The 5542-nt window shown below is 51.7% G+C and carries 6 protein-coding genes; 3 read left to right on the forward strand and 3 right to left on the reverse strand.

Translation table 11 applies throughout. The features are described from left to right. Positions 1-21: 21 nt before the first annotated feature. The 3 genes from WMO44_RS14235 to WMO44_RS14245 all read right to left on the reverse strand — a co-directional run bounded on the left by WMO44_RS14235 (position 22) and on the right by WMO44_RS14245 (position 2348). On the reverse strand, positions 22-852 hold the full coding sequence (locus WMO44_RS14235) for a helix-turn-helix domain-containing protein (protein WP_349152971.1): 831 nt from the start codon (positions 850-852) through the stop codon (positions 22-24). A 799-nt stretch (positions 853-1651) separates the two neighbouring features. Beyond that, complete coding sequence (locus WMO44_RS14240) at positions 1652-1858, reverse strand: helix-turn-helix domain-containing protein (RefSeq protein WP_120120272.1); 207 nt, start codon at positions 1856-1858, stop codon at positions 1652-1654. Between the two features lie 10 nt (positions 1859-1868). Next, on the reverse strand, positions 1869-2348 hold the full coding sequence (locus WMO44_RS14245) for a DUF2975 domain-containing protein (RefSeq protein WP_349152972.1): 480 nt from the start codon (positions 2346-2348) through the stop codon (positions 1869-1871). A gap of 139 nt (positions 2349-2487) precedes the next feature. On the opposite strand from WMO44_RS14245, the gene WMO44_RS14250 reads away from it, so the two are divergent. Genes WMO44_RS14250 through WMO44_RS14260 form a run of 3 tightly spaced genes read left to right on the forward strand, consistent with a single transcriptional unit; the run spans position 2488 to position 5515 of the window. Beyond that, a complete protein-coding gene (locus tag WMO44_RS14250; protein ID WP_349152973.1) occupies positions 2488-3753 on the forward strand; it encodes a plasmid recombination protein in 1266 nt (421 codons plus the stop codon). A 42-nt stretch (positions 3754-3795) separates the two neighbouring features. Then, positions 3796-4110, forward strand: a complete 315-nt coding sequence (locus WMO44_RS14255; protein WP_097783233.1) for a helix-turn-helix domain-containing protein — start codon at positions 3796-3798, stop codon at positions 4108-4110. A gap of 16 nt (positions 4111-4126) precedes the next feature. Beyond that, positions 4127-5515 carry a site-specific integrase gene (locus WMO44_RS14260; RefSeq protein ID WP_349152974.1) on the forward strand — a complete coding sequence of 463 codons (1389 nt, stop codon included), beginning with the start codon at positions 4127-4129 and terminating at the stop codon, positions 5513-5515. Positions 5516-5542 lie beyond the last annotated feature (27 nt).

Raw genomic sequence — 5542 nt, forward strand, 5'->3', positions numbered from 1 at the left:
TGTGCCAGCGCACAAAGCCGTTCATTCGTCTGCTTCATGGGCGTTTTCCTGCTCTGCGGCAGACTGCAAGATTCCCAGCAGACCGTTCCGCAGCTGTTCCAGTGCTTCCGGCGTGGCTCCTTCCATGCCCGAAACACTGTCCAACATTGCATCTGTCAACTGCTCTGCCGTAATCGTTGGGTGCTGCACATCCTGCCCTTTGGTCAATTCAGTGAACATCTTCTCTGCCACTTTCTTGCTCATGGCTTCCTGTTCGGCGTAATGGCTCCCGATCCCCTTTTTGATTTCCTTGACCGCCGCCATGAAGTACATTTCAATGTCATCAAGGTCGCCTTGGTGCACCGGCTTTCTCCGAAGGCTGATGTCCTTTGCGGCTTTCACTGCTTCCGGGGTCTTGATCTTTGTGCGCAACAGGGTGCTCAATGTCGTAAGCATAGCGTTCTGCGCCGCGATACCGGACGCAAAGGTATCGTCAAAATACTGCGCTATACGGTAAGTAAGCTCTGCAAAGCGCGCGTTTTCCAACAGCAGGTTAACTACCTCCGTATTAACACGCCCTGTGTAGAGGTTCTTTGCGGCTTCTACGGACAGGCCCAGTTCGGCAATGTCGTAGTTCTTGCGGTCGGGGATGTTGGTTTCTCCCAGCAGAAAATCCGTGGACACGTTGAACAGCCTTGCAATTTTCAGCACCTGCTCATGGGTCAGGGTCCCTTTTGCGCCGCTGATGAAGCGGTTGATGGTGCTTTTGGAGCAGCCAATCTCCTTGGCGAGTTCTGGTTGGCTGATGTTGTGCTCTTTCATCAAGTCCGCAAGACGGACGTTGGACGGTGCGGGCAGATATTCCTGTGCCATGTGGTCGGCCCTCCTTTTGGAGTTTTTTCCTCATTATAATACGCTCTGCCGTTTTGTTCAATATACGGTCACCTCTCTGCCCTTGCTGTTGCTGCCCTGCAACCAGTAAGGGCTTTTTTCTTTTTCCGTTGCAGTTTTGCCGCTTTTTTGCTCTTTCTGCAAAATTCCCCGTATATTCAGGCACAAGGCAAAAAGCACCAGAGTTCCCACTTTGGGGTACTCTGGTGCAGTACATAACATCTACCTGCCCGATGGCCGCAGGGTGCGGGGTTTCGTGGGCATTGAGCCGCTTGTCCCCCCCTGCCCGTAAAAAGTGCATTTTTTCACGGAAGAAGTTCGTACAACCCGTACGGTCTGTACTTGTACGCACCCGTACGGCAAGCAGAAGCAAATTAAAACGCATCATCGTGTATATTTTATGTCGCCGTACGCCGTACAGACCGTACAGGTTATTTGAAGTCCGTACGCAATTTTTTCAGATGCGTACGGAGCAATCAAGTTCGCATTGTGCGAACTTGTCGGGGCGAGGCCCCTCCATCTTGCTAGCGCAAGACCGTTCGGTCACTTAAAAGCCCCACTGGGGCTTTCATTGCTTCGCAAACGTGAACTCGATTAGCTCTCCCGCAGGAGACGTTCCCCCTCGGAGAGTCCTCGAAGAGCCCACTACACTTTGCAGCCCATAGGGATGAAAGTGTTATAGTGGGTTATTACACTTCCGAAGAAGTGCATCTCCCCACCGCAAACAAGCTGTTCGCCTAAAGAAAAGCCGCATAACGGAATGTACCTGTCCCGACTCCTTCTATGTTTCATCGTATTCTAAAATGTCTCCCGGCTGACAATGAAGCTCTCGGCAAATTGCATCCAGTGTAGAAAAACGAATTGCTCTAACCTTTCCGGTCTTTAGATTTGAGAGGTTCGCCATAGAGATTCCAACACGTTCAGAAAGTTCTGTCAAGGAAATCTTTCGGTCTGCCATAATGCGGTCTAATCGTAGTATGATTGCCATTCTTATCCCCTTAAAGAACTTCGTTCAATTCCTTCTGCATCGCAACAGCTTCTTTCAACAACTCAGCCATGATAATCAAAAGCACTCCGGGCAACAGCAATACTAAATCACAGAAGAAAAAGGTCGAACCAGACGCTTGATATCCCGGTAAAAGCGGAAATATCACAGATGCAACCGCAATAAGATAGCCTTCAAGACGAGTGCATTGAACCAGCGTTTTTGAAAAAGTTTTATCACTAAGCATCATCTTCAAAACAGAGATTCCGGCAATCGTCATTACAAGGAAATACAGTTCCTGCGATGCAATGGAAGTGACATTAAGAACCACTCCATGCCTTGCACCCAAAAGCCATTGAATAGGAAGAATCACTGCACTGAACATTTGCGGAACAGTCAGTAAGAATGCCAGTCCGAGAAGTGTTTGTTTCTTTTTGAAAAACGTCTTTTTCTCGGAAGAAGTTGTATCAACCCGAAAATCATTCTTACCCATATTGCATCCCCCTTTGATTTCACATTTAGAATAGCACACGTTAAATTGAAAATCAATATATTTTTATCGTTTATCAGCAAAACAATCTGCATTATGAGTAAGAGTGTTAAACAGTACCCCTTGAAAGGAGGGATGCCCTTTGGCAAGAAATGATGGTATTGACCGCACCAGTGTCCGAAATCTCGCCGTTTCAGACAAAGCCGTTGGCAACACCCAGCAGCACAATGAGCGCGAAAAGGACAGCTATCGGAACCCCGACATTATCCCCCAGCGCACCTCATGGAACGTCCACTTCAAAAAGCCAACCGCCAGCTACACCGACCTGTTCTCCCAACTGGAAACCGCTGGCACGATTTCAACGCGCGGCTTGAAGCCGGATGCCACCCATTACTGCGAGCTTGTCTTTGATGTCAACTCGGCCTATTTTGACAACCACGGCGGCTACGAGTTCGCCAAGCAGTTCTATGCGGATGCCTACAAAGCTGCTGTGCAAATCGTGGGTGGTGAGCAGTATATCCTCTCGGCTGTCATGCACGCCGATGAGATCAACCGTGCCATGACCGAAGCACTGGGCTGGGAGGTCTACCACTACCATCTCCACGTGGTCTATGTACCTGTGGTGGAAAAGCAGATCCTCTGGTCGAAACGCTGCAAGGACAAGGCACTGGTCGGCACCGTCAAGGAGACCGTCATGCAGGTCAGCCGAAGCAAGAAGTGGGCTTCCAAGCCCCTGCTGGACGATGCTGGAAAGCCTGTCCTGCAAAAGAGCGGCAAGCCAGTCCTGAAGAAGTCGTACAGTGTCCTGCAAGACGATTTCTTCAACTATATGCGCAATGCCGGGTACACGGATGTAGAGCGCGGTGAGCGCGGCAGCACCGAAGAACACCTGACCGTCACCCAGTTCAAAGTCCAGCGGGAGCAGGAACGTCTGGACAGCCTGACCGCCCAAGCCGACCAAAAGGCGCAGTCGCTTGCCAAAACCAGTCAGACCCTCTCCAAAAAGGAGAAGGAACTTGCCGCTGTGCAGAAAAAGGCCACGCTCACGAAAGAAGCCCTCATTCATGCGCGCGATCTGGATTATATCGGCAAGCGCACCTTTCTCGGTAACTACTCGCTGACCGAAGAAGAATTTTCCAAGCTGAAAAAGCAAGCCGACCACGGCTATATGATGGACGTGGAGAACCGCCGCCTGAAAGAAGAACTTTCCACCGCCAAGAAGGAGGCCGTTCGTTGGAGCAACAAGTACCACGACCTGTTGTACGACGTGAAACCCTATCTGGATGCTCTCCACCGTGCGCCCGAACTGGTGCGCGGCTTTCTGGAAAAGATTCTTGCCCCCAAGCAGGAGCGCACCATGAATGTGCCGCAGCGAAACCGCAAGCGTGGGCAAGATGTAGAACTTTAAGCTGAATTTTTAGATGATATGACAATATAAGGAGCAATGCTTATGGATTTTGACCGTAATTCTATGACTGTCCCTGTGCAATCTTCCGATTATACGAAAAAGTTCTTGCAAAAGGACTCGAATCCCACTACAATGGAAGTGGTCACTCAAACCAATGCCGTCAAGTCTCCGACTGACAGCCCGGCAACCACGAAACTGGTGTACACGGTGGAAGAGATCGCACGAATGCTGGCCATCAGCCTGCGCTCTGCTTACAATCTGTGCAACAGCACTACCGAATTCCGTGTCCTGCGAGTAGGCGGAAGCATCCGTGTGCCGAAGGACAGCTTCGATGCGTGGCTCTACCGGGCAGCTTGATAAGGAGGCAAACAGTATGGCATATATTACGAAGCGCGGCAACTCTTACAGCGTCCGCTACACCTACGAAGATGAGCACGGCAAGAGCTGCGACAAATGGGAGAGCTTTCCCACAAAAGAGGAGGCAACGAACCGAAAAAAGCAAATCGAGCATGAACTGGCCGCTGGCACTTTCCTGATTCCGTCCTCGGTAACGGTGGCAGAGTTCCTGATGGACTGGCTGCCGAAACAGTGCAGCAAGCACAAGTGGGCCCCCAAAACCTACGAATCCAACCTTTCCACCATTCAGAATCTCATTATCCCCTATATCGGCAGCATGGAGATGCAGAAGCTCAAGCCCTACCACATGGAGAACCTCTACACGACCCTGAGCAAAACGCCCTGCGGTTCGTATATCGAGGGCAAGAAGCAGGAACTGACCGAAAAGCAGAAGCAGCGTTTCCTTTCCGGCACAACGATCCATGAGGTGCACCGGCTGCTGGGCACTGCCTTCCAGTATGCCGTAGAGTGGGGCATCCTTGTCAAAAGCCCTGTTCCCGTGGACAGCCCCAAGAAGTCTACGCAGGAGCGCACCATCTGGACGGTAGAGGAAATGAGGGCGGCTCTGGACAGCATGGAGGACCCCATCCTGCATCTGGCAGTCCACCTCACACTGGTGGGCGCACTGCGAGAGGGCGAGATCGTAGGTCTGACCCCGGAAGATCTCGATTTTGACGCAGCAGATGGCATCGGAACCTTCCGTATCAACAAGTCCATGCAGCGGGTGCGGAAAGAAGCCCTAAATCAAGTGGACGATGGCTGCATCATCAAGATATTCCCGGACAAGCTGGAGCGCAGCACCACTTCCCTCATCCTGAAAAGCACCAAAACCGCATCCTCCTGCCGTACCATCTTCATGACCTCTGTACTGAAAGAGGAATTGAAGAAGTGGCTGAATCAGTTGGCGGCAGACGAGATGAAAGACCCGGCACGCTACCATGATAGCGGAATGCTGTTCCGTCTACCCAATGGTCTGGCAGTGGAGCCGGTGCTGATCCGCAAGAAGTTCCTCAAATGGCAGGATGCCCACCCGGAATTCCCCCGCATTGTGTTCCACGGTTTGCGGCATTCCAGTGCCACCTATCAACTGATGATCTCCGGCGGCGATGTGAAAGCCGTTCAGGGCACCACAGGGCACGCCACGGCGGATATGCTGGTGAACACCTACGCTCATATCCAGCAGTCCTCTCGTGTAGAACTGGGCAGGAAATTTGAGGAAGGGTTCTATGCTAAACAGGAAAGCCCCAGCCCGCAGGCTGTACCCGCCGCAGGCGAACCGACCATCTCCATGACCGCTCTGCTGGAACTTCTGAAGGACGCAGACCCCGAAGTAAAGGCGCAGCTCCGTCTGGCTCTGCTGACCTGATGCAAAATTTACCACGCATTTCAAAGC

Source organism: Faecalibacterium tardum, assembly GCF_040096515.1.
Lineage (GTDB): Bacteria > Bacillota > Clostridia > Oscillospirales > Ruminococcaceae > Faecalibacterium > Faecalibacterium tardum.